21 protein-coding genes are annotated in these 24,556 nt (G+C 67.5%); 14 read left to right on the forward strand and 7 right to left on the reverse strand.

Translation table 11 applies throughout. The features are described from left to right. Positions 1–38 precede the first annotated feature (38 nt). Positions 39–1,439: an MFS transporter gene (locus AAHB16_RS15575; protein ID WP_342051396.1), complete on the reverse strand. Its 1,401-nt coding sequence runs from the start codon at positions 1,437–1,439 to the stop codon at positions 39–41. A gap of 84 nt (positions 1,440–1,523) precedes the next feature. Here AAHB16_RS15575 and AAHB16_RS15580 point away from each other — a divergent pair, with 84 nt between their 5' ends. The 7 genes from AAHB16_RS15580 to AAHB16_RS15610 all read left to right on the forward strand — a co-directional run bounded on the left by AAHB16_RS15580 (position 1,524) and on the right by AAHB16_RS15610 (position 10,353). After that, positions 1,524–2,228: a YceH family protein gene (locus AAHB16_RS15580; RefSeq protein ID WP_342051397.1), complete on the forward strand. Its 705-nt coding sequence runs from the start codon at positions 1,524–1,526 to the stop codon at positions 2,226–2,228. 230 nt (positions 2,229–2,458) lie between these two features. Next, on the forward strand, positions 2,459–3,601 hold the full coding sequence (gene flhB / locus AAHB16_RS15585) for a flagellar biosynthesis protein FlhB (RefSeq protein WP_150375600.1): 1,143 nt from the start codon (positions 2,459–2,461) through the stop codon (positions 3,599–3,601). Further along, positions 3,598–5,688, forward strand: coding sequence for a flagellar biosynthesis protein FlhA (gene flhA / locus AAHB16_RS15590; protein WP_150375598.1), 2,091 nt, complete (start codon positions 3,598–3,600; stop codon positions 5,686–5,688). Before flhB ends, flhA begins: the two co-directional genes overlap by 4 nt. 13 nt (positions 5,689–5,701) lie before the next feature. Next, positions 5,702–8,215, forward strand: coding sequence for a flagellar biosynthesis protein FlhF (gene flhF, locus AAHB16_RS15595; RefSeq protein WP_342051398.1), 2,514 nt, complete (start codon positions 5,702–5,704; stop codon positions 8,213–8,215). A gap of 3 nt (positions 8,216–8,218) precedes the next feature. Beyond that, positions 8,219–9,034 (forward strand): MinD/ParA family ATP-binding protein, encoded by an 816-nt coding sequence (locus AAHB16_RS15600; RefSeq protein ID WP_342051399.1) that lies wholly within the window; start codon positions 8,219–8,221, stop codon positions 9,032–9,034. 135 nt (positions 9,035–9,169) lie between these two features. Beyond that, positions 9,170–9,886: an RNA polymerase sigma factor FliA gene (locus AAHB16_RS15605; protein WP_150375594.1), complete on the forward strand. Its 717-nt coding sequence runs from the start codon at positions 9,170–9,172 to the stop codon at positions 9,884–9,886. Then, positions 9,886–10,353 carry a flagellar protein FlhE gene (locus AAHB16_RS15610; RefSeq protein ID WP_446718099.1) on the forward strand — a complete coding sequence of 156 codons (468 nt, stop codon included), beginning with the start codon at positions 9,886–9,888 and terminating at the stop codon, positions 10,351–10,353. The genes AAHB16_RS15605 and AAHB16_RS15610 overlap by 1 nt, the downstream gene beginning before the upstream one ends. Positions 10,354–10,360: 7 nt before the next feature. Here AAHB16_RS15610 and AAHB16_RS15615 read toward each other — a convergent pair whose 3' ends face one another. The 6 genes from AAHB16_RS15615 to flgA all read right to left on the reverse strand — a co-directional run bounded on the left by AAHB16_RS15615 (position 10,361) and on the right by flgA (position 19,103). Beyond that, the gene (locus AAHB16_RS15615) at positions 10,361–11,227 is read right to left on the reverse strand and encodes a sensor histidine kinase (protein WP_342051400.1); all 867 of its coding nucleotides are present in this window, start codon (positions 11,225–11,227) and stop codon (positions 10,361–10,363) included. A gap of 128 nt (positions 11,228–11,355) precedes the next feature. Further along, on the reverse strand, positions 11,356–12,063 hold the full coding sequence (locus tag AAHB16_RS15620; RefSeq protein WP_150375590.1) for a response regulator transcription factor: 708 nt from the start codon (positions 12,061–12,063) through the stop codon (positions 11,356–11,358). A 62-nt stretch (positions 12,064–12,125) separates the two neighbouring features. Beyond that, a complete protein-coding gene (locus AAHB16_RS15625) occupies positions 12,126–17,282 on the reverse strand; it encodes a trifunctional serine/threonine-protein kinase/ATP-binding protein/sensor histidine kinase (protein WP_342051401.1) in 5,157 nt (1,718 codons plus the stop codon). A 90-nt stretch (positions 17,283–17,372) separates the two neighbouring features. Next, positions 17,373–17,837, reverse strand: a complete 465-nt coding sequence (locus AAHB16_RS15630; protein ID WP_150375586.1) for a flagella synthesis protein FlgN — start codon at positions 17,835–17,837, stop codon at positions 17,373–17,375. Position 17,838: 1 nt separating this feature from the next. Continuing rightward, complete coding sequence (flgM, locus tag AAHB16_RS15635) at positions 17,839–18,159, reverse strand: flagellar biosynthesis anti-sigma factor FlgM (RefSeq protein WP_109585449.1); 321 nt, start codon at positions 18,157–18,159, stop codon at positions 17,839–17,841. A gap of 200 nt (positions 18,160–18,359) precedes the next feature. Further along, positions 18,360–19,103 carry a flagellar basal body P-ring formation chaperone FlgA gene (gene flgA, locus AAHB16_RS15640; RefSeq protein ID WP_150375584.1) on the reverse strand — a complete coding sequence of 248 codons (744 nt, stop codon included), beginning with the start codon at positions 19,101–19,103 and terminating at the stop codon, positions 18,360–18,362. A 269-nt stretch (positions 19,104–19,372) separates the two neighbouring features. On the opposite strand from flgA, the gene flgB reads away from it, so the two are divergent. The 7 genes from flgB (at position 19,373) to flgH (ending at position 24,534) form a co-directional block, all read left to right on the forward strand. Continuing rightward, positions 19,373–19,780 carry a flagellar basal body rod protein FlgB gene (flgB, locus tag AAHB16_RS15645; RefSeq protein ID WP_150375582.1) on the forward strand — a complete coding sequence of 136 codons (408 nt, stop codon included), beginning with the start codon at positions 19,373–19,375 and terminating at the stop codon, positions 19,778–19,780. 23 nt (positions 19,781–19,803) lie between these two features. Continuing rightward, the gene (flgC, locus tag AAHB16_RS15650; protein ID WP_109585452.1) at positions 19,804–20,211 is read left to right on the forward strand and encodes a flagellar basal body rod protein FlgC; all 408 of its coding nucleotides are present in this window, start codon (positions 19,804–19,806) and stop codon (positions 20,209–20,211) included. 39 nt (positions 20,212–20,250) lie between these two features. Continuing rightward, the gene (locus tag AAHB16_RS15655) at positions 20,251–20,916 is read left to right on the forward strand and encodes a flagellar hook assembly protein FlgD (RefSeq protein WP_150375580.1); all 666 of its coding nucleotides are present in this window, start codon (positions 20,251–20,253) and stop codon (positions 20,914–20,916) included. A gap of 77 nt (positions 20,917–20,993) precedes the next feature. Beyond that, on the forward strand, positions 20,994–22,229 hold the full coding sequence (flgE, locus tag AAHB16_RS15660) for a flagellar hook protein FlgE (RefSeq protein ID WP_150375578.1): 1,236 nt from the start codon (positions 20,994–20,996) through the stop codon (positions 22,227–22,229). Between the two features lie 19 nt (positions 22,230–22,248). Beyond that, positions 22,249–22,992 carry a flagellar basal-body rod protein FlgF gene (gene flgF / locus AAHB16_RS15665; RefSeq protein WP_150375576.1) on the forward strand — a complete coding sequence of 248 codons (744 nt, stop codon included), beginning with the start codon at positions 22,249–22,251 and terminating at the stop codon, positions 22,990–22,992. Positions 22,993–23,038: 46 nt separating this feature from the next. Continuing rightward, entirely contained in the window at positions 23,039–23,824 is a 786-nt protein-coding gene (flgG, locus tag AAHB16_RS15670; RefSeq protein ID WP_109585456.1) for a flagellar basal-body rod protein FlgG, read from the forward strand. A gap of 5 nt (positions 23,825–23,829) precedes the next feature. Then, positions 23,830–24,534, forward strand: a complete 705-nt coding sequence (gene flgH / locus AAHB16_RS15675; protein WP_150375574.1) for a flagellar basal body L-ring protein FlgH — start codon at positions 23,830–23,832, stop codon at positions 24,532–24,534. Positions 24,535–24,556 lie beyond the last annotated feature (22 nt).

Genomic DNA, 24,556 nt, shown 5'->3' on the forward strand with positions numbered 1-24,556 from the left:
CTCGATGAACAACGCCCCCTTGCGGGGGCGTTGTCGTTTCATGAGCGCCGGGGTTTGCCGGAGATGCCTTCCCCCGCCTCCGGCGACAGCGTCGCGAACATCGGCAGCGAGGCGAGGACCACCACCGCGATGGCGAGGAATGCGCATGCGAAGTCGAAGCGGGTCGCATGCGTGCGCCCGCCCCACAGCATCGTGATCTGTAGCGATCCGGCGGAGATCGCCACGCCGACGGCCTTCATCATCTGCTGCGCGGTGCCCTGAAACGAGGTGGCGGCCGAGAGGCGCGGCTGTGGCACGTCGGCAAATGCCAGCGCCCCCATCGAGGCAAAGCTTAGCGAGCGCGACAGACCGCCCACGAGCAGCAGCACGAAGATCGCGGCGGCCGGCCATGCTGGCGACAGCGTCGTGCAGGCGAGCAGTACCGCACCAAACGACACGCTGCCGGCCATCAGCACGGTGCGCATCGACAGCCGTGCGAGCGCGAACCGCGTCATCGGGCGCATGCAGAACGAGCCCAGCGCGCTGGCCAGCGAAATCATGCCGCTGACCGAGGCACTGAGACCGAAGCCGATCTGCAGCGTCAGCGGCACGAGGAAGGGCAGCGCGCCGGCGCCCGCGCGGAACAGGCTGCCTGCGACGGTGGCGGCATGGAATGTCGGAATGCGCAGCAGCGAGAAATCGATGGCCGGATCGTCGCGGCGCTGGCAATGCCGGACCGTGAGCCAGAACAGCAGCAGGCCGACCACGATGGCGGCCACGGGCAGGACGTCGGGGAGCAGGCCGCGGCCGATCGTTTCCACGCCCAGCATCAGCGTGGTCAGCGACGCGCCGATCAGCGTCATGCCGACGAGATCGGGCGCGGGCGGATGCTCGGGCGCGGATGGCGGGATCAGCCATGCCGTCAATGCGAGGCCCACGATGCCAACCGGCACGTTGATCCAGAACACCGCGCGCCACGACAGCGCGTCGGTCAGGAAGCCGCCGACGGGCGGCCCCAGCACGGGACCCAGCAGCGCTGGCATCGTCAGCCAGGTGGTGGCCGTCAGCAAATCTTCGCGCCTGACGCCGCGGAACAGGATCAGCCGGCCCACCGGCACCATCATCGCGCCGCCGATGCCTTGCAGGATACGCGCGGCGATCAGCGTGGGCAGGCCATTCGCGAGCGCGCACAGCACCGAAGCGATCGTGAAGGTGGCGATGGCCACCATGAACACGCGGCGCGCGCCGAAGCGGTCGGCAATCCAGCCGCTGACCGGAATGAACGCGGTCAGGGCGATCAGGTAGGACGTAATGGCGCTGCTCAGGTGCACGGCGCTGACCTGCAGATCGCGTGCCATGCTGGGCAGCGCGGTGGCGACGACCGTGCTGTCGAGGTTCTGCATGAACAGCGCGCTGGCGACGACAGCGGCGGTGACGCGGAAATTGGTGGCGGTCGGCATCGCGAAATTATATCGGCCGACATTGCGTAATCCCCGCGCATGGGTTCCAATGTGCGCTCACCAGATGGAATTCCCCCGCAACGCATGGCACCCGAGTCTCCCGCATCCCGTCCGCCGATCCGCGCCCTGACACCGATCGAGGGCCGCGTGGTGGCCGTCTTGCTCGAGAAGCAGTACACGGTACCCGACACGTATCCGCTGACGCTGAATGCGTTGACGGCCGGCTGTAACCAGAAGACCGCGCGCTCGCCGGTGATGAGCGTCAGCGAGGACGAAGTGCTGACCGCGATCGATGGCCTGAAGTCGCTCAGCCTCGTGTTCGAAGGCAGCAGCAGCCGCGTGCCGCGCTTCGAGCAGAACCTCGGCCGCGTCATCGGCGTACCGAGCCAGTCGGCGGCTCTGCTCGTGACCATGCTGCTGCGCGGCCCGCAGACCGCGGCCGAATTGCGGCTCAACTCCGCGCGGCTCCATTCGTTTGCCGATATCTCGTCGGTAGAGGCCTTTCTCGACGAGCTCGCGGCCCACGAGCCGCCGTTCGTCGTCCGGTTGCCCCGCGCGCCGGGGGAGCGCGAAAGCCGCTGGATGCATCTGCTGTGCGGCGAGGTGGCGATTCCCGAGCAGGCTGCGGCCATGACGGGCGGGGCCGGTTCGTCGTCCGTCCCCCCGTCGGAGTTCGAGGCCCTGCGCATCAGCCACCTGGCGCTCACCGACAAGGTGGCCCGGCTCCAGGCGCTGGTGGAGGAAATGGCGGGTCAGCTTGGCATCGCCGTGCCGAAGGACGGCGAGTAGTCGGCGGCGGCGCGCGCCGGCGGGACGTTCGAGTACCGTAATCGGCATATTTTCCGTCCCTCCCTAAAGCTTCCTCTTCCCCGCACCGTTAACCCTCGCGCCCGCTCATTCCCCAAACAGGCGCGGATTTCCCTCCCTTTTCCTCCTAATGCCCGCCCCGCCGGGATTTGATAATTCACGCTAACGAAGGGCCGTCCGCGCGCTTCGTGTCTGACGTCGTAGGAGCGTGAGTGTCCGAGGAAAGCGATCTCGAGAAAACCGAACCCGCCACAGCCCGGCGCCTTGAAAAGGCGCGCGAAGAGGGCCAGGTGGTGCGTTCGCGCGAGCTCGGCACGTTCATGATGCTCATGACCGGCGTGGCCACGCTGTACCTGTTCGGCGGCACGCTCGGCCGTCAGCTCAACATGGCGATGCACGCCGGACTGGCGTTCGAGCCGGCAACCGCGTTCGATACCCATCGCATGCTCTCCCAGTTCGCCGTGATGGTCTGGGACTGCCTGCTCGTGTTCCTGCCGATCCTGCTGATTTTCGGCGCGGCCGCTCTCGTCGGGCCGCTGGCGCTGGGCGGCTGGCTGTTCTCGACCAAGTCTCTGGCTCCCGATTTCTCGCGCCTGTCGCCGCTCAAGGGCATCGGCCGCATGTTCTCGTCACAGTCGCTCGTGGAGCTCGCCAAGGCCATCGCCAAGTCGCTGCTGGTCGGCGGCGTGGCGTCGTGGATGCTGTGGCGCCGCCTGCCGGAGGCCATCGCGCTGATGAGCGCGCCGGTCAACGAGGCCCTGCTCCACATGGCCGAGCTCGTGCTCTACGTGTGCGCCGTGGTGGCCGGCTCGCTGCTGCTGGTCGCGGCCATCGACGTGCCCTGGCAGTTGTGGACCTTCTACAAGAAGCTGCGCATGACCAAGGAAGAGGTCAAGCAGGAAATGAAGGAAAGCGATGGCGACCCGCATATCAAGGCGCGTATTCGCCAGCAGCAACGCGCGATCGCGCGCCGCCGGATGATGGCCGAGGTGCCGAAGGCGGACGTGGTTGTGACCAACCCGACGCACTTTGCCGTGGCGCTCAAGTACGAGGAAGGCCGCATGAGCGCGCCTCGTGTCGTGGCAAAGGGCGCAGACGAAGTGGCTGCTCGCATTCGAGAGCTGGCCGCCGAGCATCGCGTGCCGATTCTGTCCGCGCCGCCGCTGGCGCGCGCGCTGCATCGGCATGTGGACATCGGCCGGGAAATCCCCTCGGGCCTTTACACCGCCGTGGCCGAGGTCCTGGCCTGGGTCTTTCAACTCAAGAACTGGCACTACACCAACGGTCCGCAGCCGGGCGGCCCGACGGAACTGTTTGTGCCCGATGAACTCGCCGTACCGGAAGCCCGCGCATGAACGCACTGACCAACTTATTCAACATGCCTGGCGTCCGATCGGGCGCGCAGATGAAGGCGCTGGCCGGACCGCTGCTGATCGTCATGATCCTCGGCATGATGATCCTGCCGCTGCCGGCCGTCGTGCTCGACCTGCTGTTCACCTTCAATATCGCGCTGTCGATCATGGTGCTGCTGGTGGGCATGTACACCCAGAAGGCGCTCGACTTTGCCGCGTTCCCGGCCGTGCTGCTGTTCACGACGCTGCTGCGCCTGTCGCTGAACGTCGCGTCCACGCGCGTGGTGCTGCTCGAGGGCCATACCGGGCCCGACGCGGCGGGCAAGGTCATCGAGGCGTTCGGCCACTTCCTGGTCGGTGGCAACTTCGCGGTCGGTATCGTGGTGTTCGCGATCCTCGTGGTGATCAACTTCATGGTGATTACCAAGGGTGCGGGCCGTATTGCCGAGGTGGGCGCGCGCTTCATGCTCGATGCGATGCCCGGCAAGCAGATGGCCATCGACGCCGACCTGAACGCGGGCCTGATCAACGAGGAAGGCGCGAAGAAGCGACGCGCCGAAGTGGCGCAGGAATCGGACTTCTACGGCGCGATGGACGGTGCCAGCAAGTTCGTGCGCGGCGATGCCGTGGCGGGCCTGCTGATCATGTTCATCAACATCGCCGCGGGCATGGTGGTGGGCATGGTGCAGCACGACCTGGACTTCTCCACCGCCGTGCGCAATTACACGCTGCTGACGATCGGTGACGGTCTGGTGGCGCAGATTCCGGCGCTGATCATCTCGACCGCGGCCGGTGTGATCGTGTCGCGCGTGTCGAACGAGCAGGACGTGGGCCAGCAGCTCACGGGCCAGCTGTTCTCGAACCCGCGCGTGATGTTCCTGACGGCCGGCATCATCGGCATGATGGGCATCATCCCGGGCATGCCGCATTTCGCCTTCCTGCTGCTGGCCGGTTCGCTCGCCTGGTTCGGGCGCTATACGATGCGCCGCGACGCCGCGGCCGCGCAGACGCAGATGAAGCGCGACGAGCGCGCGCCGACCGTCGCCCCGGAGACGACCGAAGCCACGTGGGACGACGTGACCCTGGTCGACCCGCTCGGCATGGAAGTGGGTTACCGCCTCATCACGCTGGTCGATCGCGCGCAGAACGGCGAACTGCTCGGCCGCATCAAGAGTATCCGCAAGAAGATCGCGCAGGACATCGGCTTCCTCGTGCCGGTGGTCCACATCCGCGACAACCTCGAACTCAAGCCGAACGCGTACCGCATCACGCTCAAGGGCGTGGAGATCGGCCAGGGCGAAGCCACGCCGGGCCAGTGGATGGCGATCAATCCGGGCCAGGTCACGGGCACGCTGCCCGGCGCCGCCACGCGGGACCCCGCGTTCGGCCTGCCGGCCGTGTGGATCGATGCCGGCCTGAAGGAACAGGCACAGGCCTACGGCTACACGGTGGTCGATGCCAGTACGGTCGTGGCCACGCACCTGAACCACCTGATCCAGCTCCACGCGTCCGAACTGCTCGGCCGCCAGGAAGTGCAGTCGCTGCTGGACCGCATCGCGAAGGACTCGCCGAAGCTGACCGAAGACCTCGTGCCGAAGACGATCTCGCTGACGGGCCTGCAGAAGGTGCTGCAGAACCTGCTGGACGAAGGGGTGCCGATTCGCGATATGCGCACGATTCTCGACGTGATTGCCGAACATGCGCCGAAGATCAGCGATCCGACCGAACTGACCGCGCTCGTGCGCATGGCACTGGGCCGCGCGATCACGCAACAGCTGTTCCCGAACAACGCCGACCTGCAGGTGATCAGCCTCGACGCGGGTCTCGAGCGTGTGCTGACGCAGGCGTTGTCGAACGGCGGCGGCATCGAGCCGGGACTGGCCGATGCGCTGCTGCAGCAGGCGCAGGGCGCCGTGATGCGCCAGGAGCAACTGGGGCTGGATCCGGTGCTGCTGGTGCCGTCGCCGCTGCGTCCGCTGATGGCGCGCTTCCTGCGCCGGACGCTGCCGCAACTGAAGGTGCTGTCGCATGCCGAAGTACCGGACAACCGCAATATCCGCATCACCGCGATGATCGGCGGCGCTGCCTGAGGAACCTACGAACATGAGCGTGGCAAAGTTTGTGGCGGCGAATGGCCGCGAAGCGATGCGCAAGGTGCGCGAGGCCATGGGCCCTGACGCCGTGGTGCTGTCCAACCGCACCGTCGAGGGCGGCGTGGAGATCGTCGCCATGCGCGATGCCGATCTCGGCGCGGTCTCCGCAACCGCCATCCAGTACGTCGATCCGACGCCGGTCGTGGCGCAGCCCGCCGCATCGCTGCTCGCCACCGCGCCGCAGGACGGCGCCGAGCTTGGCGATCTGCGTGGCGAGCTGGCGTCGATGCGCGCGATGCTCGAGCGTCAGTTCGCGGGTTTGTCGGGCGGCGCCCCGGGCGTATCAGGCGTATCCGCGGGCGATCCGCTGCGCGAATCGCTCTTCGAATGGCTGGTCAACGCGGGCTTCTCCGGCCAGCTGTCGCGCACGCTGCTCAGCAAGCTGCCCGTCGGCTACGATCGCCCGGCCGCGATGGGATGGATCCGCCAGGAACTCGCGCGCAAGGTACCGGTGCTGTCCGACGAGGACACGCTGTTCGCGCAGGGCGGCGTGCTTGCGCTGATCGGCCCGACCGGCGTCGGCAAGACCACGACGACGGCCAAGCTGGCCGCGCGCTTCGTGCTGCGCCATGGCCCCGAGCAGCTCGCGCTGCTGACCACCGATAGCTTCCGGATCGGCGCGCACGAGCAGCTGCGCATCTATGGCGACATTCTCGGCGTGCCCGTGCACGCGGTGAAGGATGCGGCCGACCTGCGCTTCGCGCTCAATGCGATGAAGGACAAGCACCTCGTGATCATCGACACGGTGGGCATGAGCCAGCGCGACCGCAGCCTGTCGGACCAGATCGCGATGCTGGCTGGCGTACAGGCCCCCCTCCAGCGCGTGCTGGTGCTCAACGGCGCGAGCCATGGCGACACGCTCAACGAGGTCGTGCACGCCTATCGTCACGATACCGCCCCGAACGCGGGTGCCGGCCTGGACGGCTGCATCATCAGCAAGCTCGACGAGGCCACGCACCTGGGCTCCGTACTCGACGTCGTGATTCGCCATCGCCTGCCGGTGTTCTATGCGTCGACGGGCCAGCGCGTGCCCGAGCACCTGGAACTCGCGCAGGGTGCGGCGCTCGTCGAGCGCGCGTTCCTGACGCCGCGCCGCGGCTCGCTGTTCGCGGATGCCGATGCCGCGCGCCGTCAGGCCGCCGCAGCCGTGGATGAAGCGCGCGCGCCCGCCGCCCCGCAGGGCGGTGCCGACGACATGCTGCGTTCTCTGACCGACAGCGCCAACGCGGTCGGCGTCTGCGTCGAGGAACTGAACGCCGCGCAATACGGATTCGAACTCGCGCGCTCGCTGTGGCAGCAGCGCGCGGTCGGTGGCCCGGCCCTGCGCCAGGCCGCGCAGCAGGTCCGCCTGACGATGTGCCGCGACGCCGCGCGCGCGTGCGAACGCTATGTGCTCGCCGTGACCGGCACCGCCACGCTGCCCACGCAGGGCCGCCGCGCGCCGCAACTGCTGCAGCAGACGCTGTGGCTCGCCGACCGTGACGGCATGCCGCTGGCCACCACGCTCGTGCCGTCGTCGCGTACGCGCCAGTCGCTTGCCGAGGCGGAAGCCGAAGCCGAAGCCGCCACCGTGCGCGCGACGCTGGCCGCCGCACGGACGGTCGTCAACCTGCATGCGTCGCTGCCGACGACGACCACGCTCGCGCGCTGGCAGCAGACCGGCGAACGCTGGGTGGCCGGCATGCGCAAGACCACGCGCGTGATCGCCAACGGCGTGGCCAACAAGCTCGACACCATCGCCGACACGCTGACGTTCCATGCGATTGGCGAACAGCCGTGGCGCGACCGCGATGCCGTGCAATGGCTGGGCCACTGCATGGTGCGCGTGCCGGAAGGCCAGGTACGTACCGCCGCGCGTGTGCGTACCGACGGTTCGGAAGCCGGCATCGAGGCCTGCCTCGTGGTGTCGCGTCTGGTCGATCGCGCTACCGGCGAGATGCTCGCCACCGAATATATGCTCTGCGACGCCGCACTGGCCGGTGACGCGGCGCGGGTCGCGCGCTGGTCGCGCTGGGCCGATGCGGCCGAGGAGCAGTTCCGTACGTTGCGCCACGCGGTGGAACATTTCGCGCAGGAAGCGGGCCAGGGTGGCGACGCCGCCGACGGCTCCGCATCCGATGCATCGACCTATGGTCACCTCGTTTCGATCCAGCTGGGCCTGACCACGCTGCGTCTGCAGCATACGCCGAGCCCGACCGCGCCCGCATTCCTGTCGCGTCTTGCCGGCCGCGCGCTCGCGCGCGTCAATGCCCCCGTGCAGGGTTCCGTGCTGAACGAAGGCATGGGCCGTCTGCTCGCGCTGCTCGACGTGCTGGAGAACTATCCGGGCCGTTCGATGGCGGCGACCGGCGCGCCCGCGAGCGAGCCTGTCGCGCAGTCGACTGCACTGGCCGCAACGCAGTTCGCCCGTTCGATGGATGCCGAATCGGCAGATGCCATGCAAATGGCATCGATGGGAGAGTAAGCCTTGTCCATCCTCGGTTCCGATCAGGCCGAAAGCCTGCGCCGCATGCTGGCACCGCGCGTGACGCGGCGCATCGCGGTCGTGGCCAGCGAACCCGGCGCGGGTGCGACAACGGTCGCGCTCGGCTTGTCGAACGCGCTCTCGCTCCAGGGCGAGCGTGTGCTGCTCGTCGATGAAGACCGGCACGGCGCGCGCGCCACGCGGCTGGCCGGGGCCACGCCCAACGCGTCGCTCGCCGACGTGCTTGCCGGACGTACGGCGCTGGCCGAAGCGCTGGGCACACGCCCCGCGAGCGGACTGGCCGTGTTGCCGGCGGGCAGCGTGGCGGCCGGCGTCGGGTTCGATGGCCGGGCACTGCCCGACGTGCGCACGGTAGTCATCGACGCGCGCGCCATGCAGGACGGTTCGCTGTCGCCGCTGGCGGGCGCGGCCCATAACTTCGTGATCGTGATGCGGCCCGATGCCACGTCGATCACGGCCGCTTATGCGTGCATCAAGCGGCTGCACCATCTTTACGCGTGCCGGCGCTTCCATCTGGTCGTCAACATGGCGACCAGCGAAGCAGCCGTCGCGGCAATCACCGGGAACCTGGCGCGCACGGCGGGCCAGTACCTCGGTGTGGAAGCGAGCAGTGCGGGCGCGTTGCCAGTCGATCCGCTGGTCATGCGCGGCCTGCACCTCGGACGCTGCGTGGTGGAGGCCTTTCCGGCCGCCGCGGCCACCACGGCGTTGCGTCGCATGGCCGGCGCCGTCAATGGCTGGCCCCTGCGCGCGGACGCGGCAGCATCGCGAAGCATGGCTGCCGCCATGCCCGCGTAAGTACGACAGCAGTCAACAAGCAGTCAACAAGCAGTCAAGAAAGAAGTCGACAAGAACAAGACCGACCAAAAGCCAGCCGGTACTTCGAACAACGAGGCGCCGGCAGAGTAACCAGCATTAACCGAGAGTTCCACCATGTACACGATTCAGGGAAAGCTCGAACAGGCAGACGTGGTCAAGACACATGCGCCTCTGGTGCGACGCATCGCGTTGCAACTGGCGGCCAAGCTTCCGGCCAGCGTTCAGATCGACGACCTGATCCAGGCCGGCATGATCGGCCTGCTCGATGCGGCCAAGCGCTACGAAGACAACCATGGCGCGCGTTTCGAAACCTACGCGAGCCAGCGCATTCGTGGCGCGATGCTCGACGAGGTGCGCGCGAACGACTGGCAGTCGCGCAGCCTGCGGCAGTTCACGCGCCGCATCGAACGCACGCAGCGAAGCCTCGAGCAGAAGCTCGGCCGCACGCCCGTGGATTCCGAAGTGGCTGCCGAAATGGAATTGCCGCTCGAGGAATATCAGCAACTGCTCAACGAGGTGTACGGCTGCCAGCTGCTGCACTACGAAGACTTCGAGCGATCGGGCGAGGAAGATTTTCTCGACCGGCATCTCGGCGTGACCGACGATGCGAATCCGCTCACGGTGCTGATGGAAAGCGGCATGCGCGAGGCGCTCATTCGCGCGATCGAGAAGCTGCCGGAGCGCGAGAAGCTCGTGCTGTCGCTGTGCTACGACCAGGAACTGAACCTGCGCGAGATCGGCGCCGTGCTCGAGGTGACCGAGTCGCGCGTCTGCCAGATCCGCAGCCAGGCCATTACGCGCCTGCGCAACCAGCTGCGCGGATTGCTGTGATGCGGCGGCCGGCTCCTGCTCCCGCGCTTCTTTGCGCGGCCGTGCTGGCCGCGGCAGCCTCGGCTGGCGCGCTTGCCGCCCCGCCCGACGGCATGACCCGCACCACGCTTGAACTCGGATCGCGCCACGCGTGGAATGCGTCCGTCGTCGGCCCGACCATCACCGGCCGCGGACAGCGCACGCTGTCGGCGCCGATCCAGCCCAGTGGCATGATGCCGCAATCGGAGGGCGTGATCACGTCGGTGCGATGGCGCTACAGCTTCGTGCGTGTGCCGCCGGTCGATCTGCAGGCGTATCTCTGCAATGCCGAGCGATGCGTGCTGCTGTCTTCGCCCGAAGGGAAGACCGATGCATTCCGCGGCGACGATGCGGCGAAAGGGTTCGTGTTTGCCTTTCGCGTCCCCGGACAGGGCATCCTGCCGGCGCTGCAGGGGCGCAGCAACGAGGTCACGGTCAACTACCGCTGATCCAGCGTCATTCGAGCTGTCCTAACGGCAGCGTCAGTCGTGCCTCGAGACCGCCGGCGTGGCGGTTCTCGAGTTGCAGGTCGCCACGCATCGCCAGCGCCAGTCTGCGCGCGATCGCGAGGCCCAGCCCCGTGCCCGGCACGCGTGTGGCCGTCGCCGGCGCGCGATACCACGCGGCAAACACCGCCTCCATTTCCGCGGGCGCGATGCCCGGCCCCGAATCCTGGACGGCAAACTCCAGGCCTCGCGCGTTCACGCGCACGCACAGCCTTACATGACTGCCGTAGTGCAGCGCGTTGTCGATGAGGTTCACGAGCACACGCCGCAGCGCGTGCGGGCACGTGATCACGGGTTTGCCGACGCGGCCATGCAGTTCGACGACGCGGCCCGTATCGCGATAGTCCTCGACGAGGCGGACGATCAGGCCGTCGGCGTCCACGCGGCGCATCGGTTCGGTGGTGCTGCGGCGCAGCCGCGCGCAGGCGAGGCTGGCCTCCACGAGGTCGCGCATCTCGATCAGATCGCGCGTCATCGCGCGGTGCATGTCCTCGTCATCGAGCAGATCGCAGCGCAGCCGCATGCGCTGAAGCGGGGTACGCAGGTCATGCGCGTAAGCGGCCAGCACCTCGAGCAGTTCGGTCTCGCGCTGCGCATTGCGCGTGCGGCAGCCGTTGATCGCGCGCGCGAGCCTCGCCACGGCGGTCACGCCCGTATCGGGCAGCACGGGCGGGCTGCCCTCGCCGCCGTGCGCTTCGATGGCCTTGGCGAGCCGCACGATCGCCATGTGCTGGACGAATGCATGCATCGCGGCGAGCGCGCCCAGGCCAGCCAGCGCGGCCAGGATCATGCCCGGCAGGTCCGGATGGAATGTCATGATGGTCTCCTCGTGCCGTAAACGGATCAATCGGATGGATCAATCGGCACGGTAGCGATGACACCACGGGACGCGGCGACGCACCAGCAAACGAGGGTTCGGAGACCCCTTACCAAAGTGTGAGGGCGCTAGGCGGGAGGTCGGAACCCCAGACCGAGCAACTGCATCTTGTGCATGAGATCGGCCACCGAGCAGGCGTCCATCTTGCGCATGGCTTGCCCGCGATGAAGCTTGGCCGTAATCAGCGCGATGCCCATGACGTCGGCAATCTGCTTGTTCATCAGTCCCTTCGCCACGAGTTCCAGCACCTCGCGCTCGCGCGGGGTCAGCGATTCCCAGCCCGCGCGCAGGTCCTTGAGCGAGCGCTCGACCTCGAGGCGCGCCGCATCGCGTTCGATCGCCGATACCACGGCATCGATCATGTCCTGGTCGCGGAAGGGCTTGGCCAGGAAGTCCACGGCCCCGGCCTTCATCGCCTTGACGCTCATCGCGATGTCGCCGTGGGCGGTCATGAAGACGATCGGCATATGCGATTCGCCGCTGTCGGCCAGTGACTTCTGAAATGCAAGTCCACTTTGTCCGCGCAGCCGCACGTCGAGCACGAGGCAGGATGGCGCGTCCGGATGGCGCGGCGCGGCCAGGAACTCCTCGACGGAGCCGTACGCGCGCACTTCCAGGTGGATCGATCGCAGCAGGCTGCTTAGCGCGCCGCGCACGAGCTCGTCGTCATCGACGATATAGGCTACCCGGGCCTCCGCCTTTTCAGGCGTACCGGCCGCGCCGCCCGTGCGGCGGGTGATGCTCCCCGCGGGGCGGGGCGACGGTGCGTGGGTCATGGTGAGAGGAATCAATGCGTGAGGGTGTGAGTGGCAACGGTATCAGAAAGCGCGCCCGGCGGTCACGTCAGGTGTGCGGGCCGTTGCCTGGGCAGCGAGACCGTCGCGCGCGTGCCGCCGTGCTCGCGCGGCACGAAGGCGAGCAGGCCGCCGTGCGCATCGACGATCGAGTTGACGATGGCGAGTCCCATGCCCATGCCATTCTGCTTGGTCGTGAACAACGGCTCGAGCAGGCGGTCCGCGATGGCCGGGTCGATGCCGCACCCGCTGTCCTCCACGATGATGCGCACGACCGCGTCGCCGCGGGCATCGGTGCCGGACACGCAGGTGAGCGAGAGCCGCCGGGCATCGCGGGGGATGCCGGCCATCGATTCGGCGCCGTTCATCAGGAGGTTGATGGCCACCTGCTGGAGCTGGATGCGGTCGCCATGCACGGTCAGCGGCGGCTCCGGGATATGCAGGCTCAGCAGGACACCGAGCGCTTCGAGCGGGCGCGCGACGAAGGTGATGGCCTCATGCAGGGCGTCGCCGAGGTCGATGGGCTCGAAATGGGGCGCCGTCGTGCGCGATTTCGCGCGCAGGTTCTGGAAGACGGCGTTGGCGCGTGTCGCGCTCGCACCGATATGCGCGAGCATCTGGCGCGTCTCGACGATATCGGGTGGATCGTGGTCGAGCCACCGCAGCGCCGCGCTGGCGGAGGTGCTCACGGCGGCCAGCGGCTGTCCCACCTCGTGCACGATGGATGCCACGAGTTCGCCCATCGCGCGGAGCCGGCTGGCGCGCTCGAGCTCGTCGAGCGCCGTGCGCAACTGCGCCTCGGCCCGCGTGCGTTGCGCGTTCTGCTCGAACAGGGCCTCGTAGAGCCGCGCGTTCTCGAGCGCGAATGCCGCCTGCGACGCAATGACCTCGAGCACGCCAGCCTTGGCCGCGGTGAAGACGTTGGCCGCGAGGTTGTTCTCCAGATACAGCACGCCGACGAGCGTCGCGTAGCGCATCAGCGGCACGCACAGGATCGAGCGGGGCTGATGGCGGCGGAGGTACGCGTCCTGCGCATACGTGGACGCATGCGCGTTGGCATCGCGCACGTCGTCGATGACGAGGCGTTCGTGGGTCCGCGCGACGGCCTGCACGATCGATACCGGCAGCACGTCGAACCCCAGCACGGCGGGTTCCTGCGTGACGACGATCGCGCCATCGACCACTTGCGCGCGCGCGGGAACCTGCCACACGCCGTCGCGCACGAGCACGAGCACGCCCTGTTCGGCACCCGCGCTTTCCAGTGCCGTCTGCATCAGCGTATCGACGAGCCGCGCGGGAACGATATTGCTCGCCAGCGCGGTGGAGATGCGCAGCACCGCCTGGACGTCGAGTTCGCGCAGGCGGCCCGCGCCCGGCGTGCCCGCGTCGGTATCGAACAGCCCCGGATGGCGCATCTCCAGCTGACGTACCTTCGCTGTGGCGCCCCAGCGCTCCCATGCGCCGCGCGCGTGGCGCAGATAGGCGTGCGCGGCAATCTCGTCGCCACGGTGCGCATGAAAGTCCGCGGCGAGTTCCGCCGCCAGCGCCTCCACTTGCGTGAAGCCGTGCCGGCGCGCGTGCTGCACGGCGCGCGCATAGGCGTCGCTGGCATCGCCGGGCCGGCCCTGCAGACGCGAGAGCTGCGCGCTGACGAGCTCCTTGCGCGCGGTGAAATTGTCCGGGCATGCGTGCGCCCAGCGGGACAGGTCGGCGATATGGCGCTCCAGCGCCGCTTCCTGATCCGGATGGCGGAAAGGCAATGCGAGCAACGCCAGCGCGCCATAGAAGGGCAGGTCGCCCGTCTCGACGAACGCACGCGCGGCGTCGCCGCACGCTTCCGCGCGGATGCGTGCAGCAAGGGCGTCATCGAGGTCGCCGAACAGCAGGCCGACCTGTAGCCGATGGACCCAGTACGCGCAGTCGACGAGCGTGGCGGGCTGGTCCATGGGCGGTTCGGGCGGCAGCGGTTCCTCGTTCGTGACCGCGTCCTGCAAGCGGCCGAGGAGGGCCCATTGCGCGAGCAGCGAGTTCACCACGAGCTGGAAGTTCGCGTCGCGCGCGATTGCGAGTCCGCGCACGACCGTCGCGCGGACGTCGTCGAGCGCATCGCCCGCGAACAGCATGACGCTGGCCTCGTTGCGCGTGCAGTACACCGCGAACGTATGGTCGCCGCTCTCCACGGTGATGTCGTACGCGCGGCGGATGTAATGACATCCGGCGCGGGCGGGCATGATCCACGGCACGACGAGCGCGCCGAATGCCATGTACACGCGGCCGCGATAGCGTTCGAGGCGGCGCTCGTCGACCAGGTGCAGCGCAAGTTCGCCGAATGCGCGCGAGGCTGCGTAGTCGTCGTAGCGCATGCCGACGATCATGTTCATGCAGACGTAGACGTACGCCGATCCGTCGCAGTGTCCGTAGGCGATGGCGAGGTTGACGCCACGCAGCAGCAACAGGTCGAACATGCGCTGGTCCGTGAACAACGCGGCGGGAACCAGGTCGGCGACGATATCGGTCAGCGCATGCCGTAGCGGGTCGGTGGCCACAGGCAGCGCGCGCAGTCCATGGATGCCGTGCCGGTCGAGCCAGCCGCGCAACTGGGCATGTTCGCGCGCGACGTCGTCGTCGGCAGCCTGCGGCGGCAGGTGAATGCCGGCGCGCGCGAGAAACGCCTGGCCGACGCACAGGGCCATCTCGTACGCGCCGAGCGTCGTGTACAGCGCCACGCGCAGGCGCGCGAGGCCGGCGCCGAATACGCCGTCGCCGGCCGCGGCTTCGAGCGCGGACAACCGTGCCTCCGCGGCCGCGAGCGCACCGGTCATGAATTCCGCTTCGCCGCACAGCATGCGCGCGGTCAGGCCGTCCTCGCTCGCGTCGTCTTCGCCCAGAAAGGCGAGTGCCGTGCGGAAGAATGCGAGCGCCGAATGGTGGGCCGTGGCGGCTTTCGCGTGCAGGCCCGCATCGATGTTGAGCCGCGCGAATGCGCGGCGTTCGTCGGGATCGTCCACGACCGATCGTGCGAGACCGACCTGCGTCGCCATCGAGAAGACGTCGGCCTGCGAGACGGGATGGGCGAGCAGCCGTCGCGCGATGCGCAGATGCCAGGGCGCGCGGGCCTCGAGCGGGATCGAGGCGTAGGCCGCTTCGCGGATACGGTCGTGCGCGAAGACCCAGTCGCTGCCATCGCGGTGGATCGCGCCGGCCTCGGCCGCGATGCGCATCGCGCGCTGCGTGGCGGCGGCATCCAAATTCGCGGCGATGGCGATCGTCTCCGTCGATGCGCGATCGCCCAGGCAGGCCAGCAGACGCAGCATGCCCTGCGCGCTGGTCGGCATTTGCTCGAGCCGATGCGCGAGCAGTTCCAGGACGGTGCCGATGCCTGGGTGCGTGACGATCCGATCGAGCTGCCAGCGCCAGCTGGCCGATGCCTCGTCGAACGTCAGCAGTCCGTCGTCGGCCAGCAGGCGCAGCAGCTGCAGCACGTAGAACGGATTGTGTTCGGTCTTGCGGCCGATCTCCTCGCTCAGCGATGCCAGATTGCCGGCATCGTCCATCGCATCTTCCGTTGCGTCACGCGCGTCATACCGCAACGCGCTCGCAAGCCACGCGAGCAGCGCGGGTGGATGCAGCGGGCCGAGCGCGACGCGCACACCGTAGTTGGCCAGCACGCCATTGCGCAACAGATGCTCGGCGCCGACCTCCCGCGCTCGGAAGGCGCCGACAAGCAGCAGCGGCATGGCCGTGGGATGCTGCACGAGCCGTTCGAGTACCTGCAGCGTGCCCACGTCGGCCCATTGCAGGTCGTCGAGCAGCAGGACCAGCGGCCGCGCGCGCGTGGCAAAGCAAGCGAGGAGCCGGGCGATACCCTGCTGCACGCGTTCGCGCTCGATCAGCGGCGATCCGTCCGGCGCGTCGAGCGCATCGGGCATCGGGCCCAGCACGACGGTCAGCGCGGGCAGCAGGGTAGCCAGCGTACGGCCGACCGGCGCCGTGGCCTGGCGAATGCGTTCGCGCCACGCGGCATATTCGTCGTCGGGACAGCCGAGCACGAACTGGAGCAATGGTTCGAGGGCTCGCACGAGGAGGCCGTAGGGCGCACCCCGCCGGCCTTCTTCGCTCTTAACGCTGGCAAGCAGCGGTGTGTAGATGCGGCGCAGGCGCGTGGCGGTCTCGTTGAGCAACGCGGATTTGCCGATGCCCGCGTCGCCGGACATCCAGACCACACGCATACGCCCATGTGCCGCGACATCCGCGTAGGCGTCCATCAGTGTCGCCGCTTCCTGCTCGCGGCCGAAGACGCGTTCGGCGTGGCGCAGCCGTTTCAGCGCGGCCTGGCGATCGAACGTGACCGGCGGAATATCGCCGTGCCGGCGTCGCAGCGTGTCGCACTGGCGCAGGTCCGAGAGCAGCTCCATGGCGTTCGCATAGCGCTGGTCGGGGGCCTTCTCGAGCAGCTTCATGACGATGCGCGATAGCGGCTCGGGGACATGCGGGGCAATCGCATGGAGCGGCGCGGGCCGTTGCGTCGCGTGTGCATGCACACATGCGGCGGTATCGGGGTAATCGAAGGGCGGGGTGCCGACGAACAGTTCATGGAGGATGCATCCAAGGGCGTAGAGATCCGCCCGCGCATCGATGCGGATGTTCATGCGGCCCGACAGCTCCGGCGCCATGTAGCGCAGCGCCCGATCGTCCCATTCCTCTTCCGGCTTCGCTTCCGCCTTCCCGTCGCCATTCGCCTGCACGCCGCGGCCACCATCGCCATCGTGGCGGACGGCTGCCCCGAAGCCCGTCACGCGTACCGGCGCATCGGCGTCGCCACCATCGGCCAGGAACCGCCCGGGCGTGAGCGCGCAATGCACGAGCCCCGCCGCATGCATGGCGGCGATGCACGTCACGAGTCGAATCGCAAGGGAGAGTTGATCCGGCAGTAGCCGCGCGGCCGCAAGGGCCAGCGGCTCACCACCGGGGTCCGCGAGCACCAGCACCGTGGTGTCGCCATAAGGCACGAGCGCGCGCGGCAGCACGGCCCAGCGCTCGTCGAGCTGATCGCGCAACGCATACTCGCGCTGCAATGCGTCCAGCGCCCGGTCGCCACGTCCCGCCACCAGCAGGGACGGCGCCCGCGCAGCCGCGGCGCGCTCGAGGCGCGGCGTGCCGCGATACAACTCGATGAAGCTTCGGCTGGAAAGATCGATCATGGGCGCAGGCCGCGTGCAGTCTGCGCATTATAGCCGCGCCACCTACGACACCCGCGCGCTCCCGTCCGGAGCGGACAGCCGAGAGACGGCTTAACCCGCCGCGAGCTGTACGCCCGCGGCCGCGTTCTGCGACTTGCCGTCGCGGCCGTACATCTCGTTGGGATCGGCGCCGCCGTTGCGCAGGACCTGGATGGCTTCCTGCGTGAACTCGAGGTGCGCGTTGACGATCGCGCCGTTGACCTCGTTCGATTCCTTCGCCTTGTGCGCGAAGAACACGATCTTGCGCCATGCGTCGGTCACGGCCGGATCGACCGGGCGGCCGATCAGCAGGCCGCCGGGACCCACGCGCAGACCCAGCGCGATCATCTGCGCCTCACGCGCGGCAGTCTCGCGCGTGAGTGCCTGAGCCAGTTCCACTTTCCGGCTGAGCAGTTCGCTCAGTGCCTGGAAATCATTACGCTTCAGTGCGTCCCGCTCTTCGGCGAGGGCACGGCCAAATGCCAGGATGGCATTGGATTCACGCTTCAGTGTCTGGATCAGGGCTTCTTGGGTCATGTCAGCTAGGTTGTTGAGTATCGCCCTGGGCGAGCTCACGCAGAGACGCGAGCAACCCGTCGGCGATCTTGCTGGGATCGATCTTGATCCGGCCTTCGGCGATGGCCTGGCGGATCTCCTCGACCTTGGCGGTATCGATATCGTCGTCGGTGTCGTTGACCAGGCGATTGCCGATCTCGCGCACTTGCGCGGCCAGCGGGCTCACGCGCACGCCGCTCAGCGCGGCCGGATCCTGCGGGGTTGCCGCGGCGGCCGCCGGACGGGCAGCATCGCCGGCAGCGTTGTCCGCCGGCCTGGTCGTGGTGGATTGATTGATCTTCACGGGGTGTTCCTTGCTGGTTTCCTCTGACTTAACGGACGGCCGATCCCCAAACTTTAGGGGTTCGATGTGCCTGAACGTACGCTTTCCCACACTTTTTGGGGGAGAGGTCCCGGCATTCTCGCACGCCCCTCCAACGCCGTCCCAACATCGGGGATCCCAACAGCTACTTCAGCCTTCTTCGTACAAATTCGTTAGAACGGTCACTGCTGCAAAACGACCGTATCCGCGTTGCGGACCATCCCGCTCACGACCTGACCGTTGCGCAGGCGCACCTGTACAGACGTGCCCGGCGCGGCATCCGCCAGCACCTTGCCTTCGCTCGTGAGCTGGAACGCATCGCCTTCCACCGCCACGGTCACGGTCTGGCCGGAGCGGACCGCAATCGCCTTCTTCATCAGATCGGTCCGCATCGGCGAACCCGCGGCGATACGGTTGGCCGCCACGGCGCCCGCTACCTGCGACGGATCGGTGACCACCGCGCGCGGCAGCGCGGCCAGATCGCCCTGGCGCAGTTCGAGGTCCGCCACATCGATGGGCTCGCCCGGCGCCATCGCGCGCGCGGCCACGTAGTAATCAGTCAGCACGGACACCCGTGCCTGGATATAGCGCGTCCATGGACGGTCGCCGCCGCAGCGCACGCCGACATTGACGCGGCCCCACGGCGCGGAGCCCGCGGGCAGGAACGGGTCCGGCGCCACGCAGTCGGGCGCACGGCCGCCCGATGGCGGAATCACCTGCACGCTGACCTTGCCGGGCAGGCCGATGGCCTGGCGCAGCAGGAACTGCTCGACCGCGGCGCGGACGGGATCTTCCGGAAAAGGGTTGACGGCCGGTGCAACCTGAACCGGCGTGACCTGCGCCGGCGCGGCCTGCGCGGGCGGGAGGAACGACAAGGCAAGCCCGGCCAGTGCTAGCAGCCGGGCGGCCTGTTGGAAACGAGTCATGAGCGACATCCAGCAAGGATGGGAAAAAACAACTCGACATGGCAACGGTTGCGCGGGCGGGCCGTGCGGCGCCCCGTGAAAGCGCCGTGCGGCCTGATGGCGGGCGCGAACGGCATGCCAGTCAGTGGAGCCCATTGTAGGCAGCCTCGCGCGAGAGCGCGGCGCGAATTGCGCGGATTTCCCATCCCTATTCGGACGATTGGCTCGACAACCCGGCACCTAAGATGGCAACCCTGAAGAAGCCCCATTAGCAGGAAAGGCAGACAGACATGATCGACAGACTCGATGCGGCGTTGCGCTTCCAGCAGGATGCGCTGAGCCTCCGTAGCCAGCGGCAATCGGTGATTGCTTCCAACATCGCCCACGCGGATACGCCGGGCTACAAGGCTCGCGACTTTGACTTCGCGAGCAAGCTGAGCGAATCCGTGGAACGCGGCAAGCGCAACGAAGGCCTGTCGCTGTCGACCACGCAGACGCGTCATCTGCCTGCACAGGCGGCCGCGTCGAACGACGACGACCTGCAGTACCGCATTCCGCTGCAGTCGAGCATCGACGGCAACACCGTGGAAATGGATACCGAGCGCGTGGCGTTCGCGGACAACACCGTGCACTACGAGATGGGCCTCACGGTGGTCAGCGGCAAGATCAAGACGATGCTTGCGGCAATCCAGAGCTAAAGACGAAGCCAAGGAGCCAGACCATGCCTTCGATGAGCATTTTCGACGTATCGGGTTCCGCGATGGCGGCCCAGTCGCAACGCATGAACGTGACGGCGTCCAACCTCGCCAACGCGGACAGTGCCGTTGCACCGAACGGCCAGCCGTACCGCGCCAAGCAGGTCATCTTCGGCATGGCGCCGACGCCGGGGCAGACCGACGTGGGCGGCGTGCAGGTGGAGGGCGTGATGGAAGATCCATCGCCGGCGCGGAAGGTCCACAACCCCGCGCATCCGCTGGCTGACGCCAACGGATACGTGACGATGCCGAACGTGAACCCGGTGGAAGAGATGGTGAACATGATCTCCGCCTCGCGTTCGTATCAGGCCAACGTCGAAGTGCTCAACACCGCGAAGACCATGATGCTCAAGACACTGACCATCGGTCAGTGATGTGAACGAAATTCTCTCCAGGACTAGCCGGAAACCACAATGACTTCGACCTCGAGCGTCAGCAACGACAACTCCGCCCTGAACAGCGCCCTCGCGGGGGGCAGTGCAAGCGCGTCCGACATCCAGAACAACTTTCTGAAGATGCTGGTCACGCAGCTGAACAACCAGGACCCGCTCAACCCGATGGACAACTCGCAGCTGACTTCGCAGCTCGCGCAGATCTCCACCGTGAGCGGTCTCCAGAACGTGAACTCCACGCTGAACGCGCTGCTGTCGCAGACCGCGGCCAGCCGCGCGATGGACTCCGCGAACCTGATCGGCCGTACCGTGCTGGTTCCGGGCAGCGCCGTGTCGGTGGACGCGGGCGTGCCGGGCAAGATCGCCATGGACATCCCGAGCACGGCCGATGCGGTGCAGGTGCAGGTGCTGGACGCGAACGGCAACGTCGTTCGCACGATCGACATGAAGGGCCAGACCGCGGGCGTGCACGACATCGCCTGGGACGGCAAGAACGACCAGGGCGGCGCGGTGCCCGATGGCGACTACAAGTTCAAGGTCACGGCCACGGCCGCGGGCAAGGACGTCGGTCCCGTCGCGCTCGTTACCGGCAAGGTGCAGGGCATCAGTGGCGACAGCACCGGCGTGCTGGTCAACCTCGAAGACGGTACCACGGCCAACGTCGACGACGTGCGCCGCATCTCGTAAGTCGGATTCGAATTCTTCACCCGGTCCGCATACGAGTGCGGGCAAATATCGAAAGACAGCCTTAAAAGGGGAAAGTCATGGGTTTTGGTCAAGGGGTAAGCGGTCTGAACGCCGCGGCGTCCAACCTGGACGTGATCGGTAACAACATCGCCAACGCGAACACCGTTGGCTTCAAGGCTTCCACGGCGCAGTTCGCCGACGTCTACGCAGGCTCGAAGATCGGCCTGGGCGTGCGCGTGAACTCGGTGGTGCAGTCGTTCGGTAACGGCAACATCGCCGCATCGGGGCGGAACCTCGACACGGCCATCAGCAACGGCAACGGCTTCTTCCGCCTCGTCAACGAACAAGGTCAGGTGTATTACTCGCGCAACGGCCAGCTGCAGCAGCTGCCGGACGGCCGTCTGGTCAACGCGAGCGGCCTGCAGGTGACGGGTTACGCCGCCGGCCAGACCACGGGCGTACCGCAGCCGATCACGATCAGCAACGCCCAGCTGCCGCCGCAGGCCACCACGCAGATCACCGCGCAGTTCCAGCTGGACTCGCGCAGCACCGTGCCGACCACCGCGTTCGCCACGACGCCGGCCGCGCCGCCCGCACCGGCCGTGCTGCCGACCAAATCCATGTACAACTACACCACGCCGATCACCGCGTACGACTCGCTCGGCAACAAGGTGCAGCTGACCGCCTACTTCTCGAAGTCGGGCGCGGCCCCGACGGTCGCCGGCGGTACCGACTGGACCATGCGCGTGCTGGACGCCAACGGCAATATCGTGGGCGGCACGCCCGTGACGCTGTCGTTCGACAACGCCGGCGTGATGCAGTCCACGACGCCCGCGAACCCGGCGCTGACGCTGCCGGCCGGCAATGGCGCCGCCGCGATGAACATGACGCTGAACCTGACCGGCACCACGCAGTTCGGCGCCGACAACGATCCGAAGTCGATCGTGCAGAACGGTTTCGCATCGGGCTCGCTGCTCGGCTTCAGCGTGCAGGAAGACGGCACGATCCTCGGTTCGTACTCGAACGAGCAGACCCGTTCGCTGGGCACCATCGCGCTGGCCGCATTCGCCAACGCCGAAGGCCTGAAGCCGGAAGGCAACAACGTGTGGTCCTCGACCGGCGCGTCGGGTCCGGAACTGCTCGGCTCGGCCGGCGGTTCGATGGGCACGCTGCAGTCGAACGCGGTGGAGCAATCCAACGTGGACCTTTCGGGCGAACTGGTGAACCTGATCGTCGCGCAACGTAACTACCAGGCGAACGCACAGACCATCAAGGCGCAGGACACGGTCCTGCAGACCCTGGTGAACATCTGACGCGCGCTGACGGACCGCCATGGACCGCCTGATCTATACCGCCCTGTCGGGCGCCAAGCAGATACTCGACCAGCAGGCCGCGGTATCGAACAACCTGGCCAACGCTTCCACGCCGGCCTTCCGCGCGCAGATCAACATGTATCGCGCGGTGCCGGTGGTGGGGCAGGAAACGCAGACCCGTTCGTTCACGCTGGCGTCCACGCCGGGCGCGGACATGAAGGCGGGCCCGCTGACCTACACGGGCCGCGACCTGGACCTCGCGTTCACCGGCAACGGCTGGCTGGCAGTGCAACTGCCGGACGGCACCGAAGCCTATACGCGTGCCGGTTCGCTGCAGGTGTCGGCCGACGGCCAGCTGCAGACCTCCACGGGCCTGCAGGTGCTCGGCGAAGGCGGTCCGATGGCGGTACCGCAGAACGCACAGCTGACCATCGGCAACGATGGCAGCGTGGTGGCGCGTGGCCCGGGCGACCAGCCCAACGGCCTCGCGCAGCTTGGCCGCATTCGTGTGGTCAATGCGCCCCCAGATTCGCTCGCGCGTGGCGACGACGGCCTGTTCCGTCTGCGCCAGGGCGCGGAGCCGCTGCAGGCTGACCCGAGCGTGAAAGTCATTTCGGGCGCGCTGGAAGGCAGCAACGTGAATCCCGTGGAAGCGATGGTGGACATGATCGCCAACGCCCGCCGTTTCGAGATGCAGATGAAGATGATCTCCGGCGTGGATTCGAACGACCAGCGCGCGAACGCGTTGCTGGGCAACAACTGAAGCGCGCAGCACCCGTCACGCTCACAGCAGATACAGAAGGAACAACATGATCCGCTCTCTTTGGATTGCCAAGACCGGTCTCGATGCGCAGCAGACGCAGATGGACGTGATCTCGAACAACCTGGCCAACGTGTCGACCACGGGCTTCAAGCGCAGCCGCGCGGTGTTCGAGGAACTGATGTACCAGACGATCCGCCAGCCCGGCGCGCTGTCGTCCGACCAGACCGTGCTGCCTTCGGGCCTGCAACTCGGTACCGGTGTGCGTCCCGTTGCCACGGAGCGCATCCACACGCAGGGCAACCCGCAACAAACCGGCAACTCGCGCGACGTCGCGATCATCGGCCAGGGCTTCTTCCAGGTGACGATGCCCGACGGCACCACGTCGTACACGCGTGACGGTTCGTTCCAGGTGGACCCGAACGGCCAGCTGACCACGTCGAGCGGCTTCGTGCTGAACCCGGCCATCACGCTGCCGGCCAACTACACGTCGCTGTCCATCGCACGCGACGGCACGGTGACCGTGACCACGCCGGGCCAGACCAACGCCGTCAACGTCGGCCAGATCCAGCTCGCCACGTTCCCGAACCCGACCGGCCTCGAAAGCCTGGGCGAGAACCTGTACGCGCAGACCGACGCCTCGGGCGCGCCCAACACGTCCGTGCCCGGCCTGAATGGCGCCGGCACGCTGCAGGGCGGCTACGTGGAATCGTCCAACGTGAACGTGGTGGAAGAACTGGTCAGCATGATCCAGACCCAGCGCGCTTACGAGATCAACAGCAAGGCCGTGCAGACGTCTGACCAGATGCTGCAGCGCCTGACCCAGATGGGATGACAGTGATGAGTCAAGCCACCCAGGTGTCCCGCATGGGCACGATCGCGCTGTATTGCCTGACCGGCATCGCCGTGCTGGCCACCGGTGGCTGCGCGCTGATTCCCAAGGAGCCGCTCGTCCAGCTGCCGACCACCGCGCGCGCGGAACAGCGCAACGTGATCTCGCCGTCCGGCTCCATCTTCCAGGCGTCGTACGCGGGCAACCCGCTGTTCGAGGATCGCCGTCCGCGCAACGTCGGCGACATCCTGACGATCGTGATCAACGAGAACGTCAACGCCACCAAGGCATCGGGAACCAACGCAAGCCGTACCGGCAACACCAATCTTGCCTTCAACGCGGTGCCCAGGGCGTTCGGCGGGCTGTTCAGCTCGTCCCAGAACGCGGACATCAGCGGCGCCAACGGGATGAAGGCCAGTGGCGGTGCATCGGCCGCGAACACGTTCAACGGCACCATTACCGTGACCGTGCTGGAAGTGCTGCCGAACGGCAACCTGGTGGTATCCGGCGAGAAGCAGATGGCCATCAACCAGGGCGCGGAATTCATCCGGTTCTCGGGCGTGGTGAATCCGCGCACGATTACCGGCGACAACGCCGTACCGTCCACGCAGGTGGCCGATGCGCGCATCGAGTACACCGCCAAGGGGTACATCGACGAAGTGCAGAACATGGGCTGGCTCCAGCGCTTCTTCCTCAATGTCTTACCGTACTGATCCCGCCATGCTTTCGCCTTCG

The organism is Cupriavidus sp. OTU4054, assembly GCF_038440175.1.
Lineage (GTDB): Bacteria > Pseudomonadota > Gammaproteobacteria > Burkholderiales > Burkholderiaceae > Cupriavidus > Cupriavidus pauculus_D.

Coding starts and splice junctions, on each gene's coding strand:
- AAHB16_RS15575 (WP_342051396.1), bottom strand. CDS start 1,439: ATGCCGACCGCCACCAATTTCCGCGTCACCGCCGCTGTCGTCGCCAGC.
- AAHB16_RS15580 (WP_342051397.1), top strand. CDS start 1,524: ATGGCACCCGAGTCTCCCGCATCCCGTCCGCCGATCCGCGCCCTGACA.
- flhA (WP_150375598.1), top strand. CDS start 3,598: ATGAACGCACTGACCAACTTATTCAACATGCCTGGCGTCCGATCGGGC.
- flhF (WP_342051398.1), top strand. CDS start 5,702: ATGAGCGTGGCAAAGTTTGTGGCGGCGAATGGCCGCGAAGCGATGCGC.
- AAHB16_RS15605 (WP_150375594.1), top strand. CDS start 9,170: ATGTACACGATTCAGGGAAAGCTCGAACAGGCAGACGTGGTCAAGACA.
- AAHB16_RS15610 (WP_446718099.1), top strand. CDS start 9,886: ATGCGGCGGCCGGCTCCTGCTCCCGCGCTTCTTTGCGCGGCCGTGCTG.
- AAHB16_RS15615 (WP_342051400.1), bottom strand. CDS start 11,227: ATGACATTCCATCCGGACCTGCCGGGCATGATCCTGGCCGCGCTGGCT.
- AAHB16_RS15620 (WP_150375590.1), bottom strand. CDS start 12,063: ATGACCCACGCACCGTCGCCCCGCCCCGCGGGGAGCATCACCCGCCGC.
- AAHB16_RS15625 (WP_342051401.1), bottom strand. CDS start 17,282: ATGATCGATCTTTCCAGCCGAAGCTTCATCGAGTTGTATCGCGGCACG.
- AAHB16_RS15630 (WP_150375586.1), bottom strand. CDS start 17,837: ATGACCCAAGAAGCCCTGATCCAGACACTGAAGCGTGAATCCAATGCC.
- flgA (WP_150375584.1), bottom strand. CDS start 19,103: ATGACTCGTTTCCAACAGGCCGCCCGGCTGCTAGCACTGGCCGGGCTT.
- flgB (WP_150375582.1), top strand. CDS start 19,373: ATGATCGACAGACTCGATGCGGCGTTGCGCTTCCAGCAGGATGCGCTG.
- flgC (WP_109585452.1), top strand. CDS start 19,804: ATGCCTTCGATGAGCATTTTCGACGTATCGGGTTCCGCGATGGCGGCC.
- AAHB16_RS15655 (WP_150375580.1), top strand. CDS start 20,251: ATGACTTCGACCTCGAGCGTCAGCAACGACAACTCCGCCCTGAACAGC.
- flgE (WP_150375578.1), top strand. CDS start 20,994: ATGGGTTTTGGTCAAGGGGTAAGCGGTCTGAACGCCGCGGCGTCCAAC.
- flgF (WP_150375576.1), top strand. CDS start 22,249: ATGGACCGCCTGATCTATACCGCCCTGTCGGGCGCCAAGCAGATACTC.
- flgG (WP_109585456.1), top strand. CDS start 23,039: ATGATCCGCTCTCTTTGGATTGCCAAGACCGGTCTCGATGCGCAGCAG.
- flgH (WP_150375574.1), top strand. CDS start 23,830: ATGAGTCAAGCCACCCAGGTGTCCCGCATGGGCACGATCGCGCTGTAT.